The organism is Methylobacterium bullatum (assembly GCF_014845095.1).
GTDB classification, from domain to species: Bacteria; Pseudomonadota; Alphaproteobacteria; order Rhizobiales; family Beijerinckiaceae; genus Methylobacterium; species Methylobacterium bullatum.
Map to the genome: position 1 here is coordinate 1 of NZ_NKUG01000269.1, position 1798 is coordinate 1798.

Consider the following 1798-nt stretch of genomic DNA (forward strand, 5'->3'; position numbering starts at 1 on the left):
CCCACAAGGGGGAGGAGAGTAGAGCAGCACCATGACCGACAAGTTCCAGGAACTCTCCGCTCCCCCCGACGCCCTGAACAATGGCGGCATCGAGGTCGTGCGTGCCAGCGTGGTGGACGGCGCGGTGAGCGTGGCCCTGCGCCGCTCCTTCGACGATCCCTATACCTGGGGCCGCCTTCTCATCGACCTCGCCCGTCAGGCCGCCCGGGTCTACGCGCTGGAGACAGAGATGTCGGAGGAAGAGGCGTTCGAGCGTATCCGCGCCGGTCTCGATTCCGAGAGCTTCGACCCCGACCTGCCGCCCGGCGGCACCCTGAACTGAACGCCCCGCCACGCCCATCCGCTGACGATCAGGATTCACACCGATGCCCATCAACGTCCTGATGCCCGCCCTGTCGCCGACGATGGAGAAGGGCAACCTCGCCAAGTGGCTCAAGAAGGAGGGCGACGCGGTCAAATCCGGCGACGTCCTCGCCGAGATCGAGACCGACAAGGCCACGATGGAGGTCGAGGCCATCGACGAGGGCATTCTGGCCAAGATCGTCGTGGCCGAGGGCACCGCCGACGTGCCGGTGAACGATCTCATCGCCATCATCGCCTCCGAGGGCGAAGACCCGAAGACCGTCGGGACCGCGGGCGATGGCGGCGCAAAAGCGGAGGCTCCCGAGGCCGATGCGCCCAAAAGCGACACGCCCGCACTGAACACCACCCCCGGCGACGGCCACAAATCCTACGCGCGGGTCGACGCGGCGCCGGACGGCGCCAAGCCGGATGCCGCGCCGCAGGCCGGGCAGGGCGGCCGCATCGTCGCCTCGCCGCTGGCGCGCCGCATCGCCAAGCTCGAAGGCATCGACCTGTCCGCCGTCTCGGGCTCCGGCCCGCATGGCCGCGTGATCGAGCGCGACGTCCGCGCCGCCATCGCCAGCGGCTCGGCCAAGGCCGGCGCGCCGAAGGCAGCCGCCCCCGCCGCAGCGCCGGCGCCCGCTCCGGCTCCCGCTGCGCCAACGCCCGCACCAAAGGCCGCCGCACAGGGGCTCACCACCGATCAGGTGCGCGGATTCTACCAGAAGGGCACGTTCGAGGAGGTTCCCCTCGATGGCATGCGCAAGACCATCGCCAAGCGCCTCACCGAGGCGATGCAGGTGGCGCCGCATTTCTACCTCACGGTGGATTGCGAGCTCGATGCGCTGATGGCCCTGCGCGAACAACTCAACAAGAGTGCCGGCACCACCAAGGACGGCAAGCCGCTGTTCAAGCTCTCGGTGAACGACTTCGTCATCAAGGCGATGGGCCTCGCGTTGATGCGCGTGCCCGCCGCCAACGCGGTCTGGGCCGAGGACCGGATCCTGCGCTTCAACAACGCCGAGGTCGGCGTGGCGGTGGCCATCGACGGCGGGCTGTTCACCCCGGTGATCCGCAAGGCCGACCAGAAGACGCTCTCCAACATCTCCAACGAGATGAAGGACTTTGCCGGCCGGGCGCGGGCCAAGAAGCTGAAGCCGGAAGAGTACCAGGGCGGCGTCACCTCGGTGTCGAACCTCGGCATGTTCGGCATCAAGCACTTCACGGCGGTGATCAACCCGCCGCAATCCTCGATCCTGGCGGTAGGCGCCGGTGAGAAGCGCGTGGTGGTCAAGGACGGCGCGCCTGCGGTGGTCCAGGTGATGACCGCCACCCTGTCCTGCGACCACCGCGTGCTCGACGGGGCGCTCGGCGCCGAACTCATCTCGGCCTTCAAGAACCTGATCGAGAACCCGATGGGGATGCTGGTGTGACCGGAATCCACTGACCCGTCCCC

The 1798-nt window shown here is 68.4% G+C and carries 2 protein-coding genes; both read left to right on the forward strand.

What is annotated here, in order from left to right; translation table 11 throughout:
• Positions 1-31 precede the first annotated feature (31 nt).
• Positions 32-322 carry a DUF5076 domain-containing protein gene (locus tag MBTS_RS22965; RefSeq protein ID WP_018043098.1) on the forward strand — a complete coding sequence of 97 codons (291 nt, stop codon included), beginning with the start codon at positions 32-34 and terminating at the stop codon, positions 320-322.
• Positions 323-365: 43 nt separating this feature from the next.
• The gene (locus tag MBTS_RS22970) at positions 366-1775 is read left to right on the forward strand and encodes a pyruvate dehydrogenase complex dihydrolipoamide acetyltransferase (RefSeq protein WP_192216575.1); all 1410 of its coding nucleotides are present in this window, start codon (positions 366-368) and stop codon (positions 1773-1775) included.
• Positions 1776-1798: the final 23 nt, after the last annotated feature.

Excerpts from the sequence above, each read along its gene's own strand:
- MBTS_RS22965 (WP_018043098.1), top strand. The coding sequence starts at position 32 with ATGACCGACAAGTTCCAGGAACTCTCCGCTCCCCCCGACGCCCTGAAC.
- MBTS_RS22970 (WP_192216575.1), top strand. The coding sequence starts at position 366 with ATGCCCATCAACGTCCTGATGCCCGCCCTGTCGCCGACGATGGAGAAG.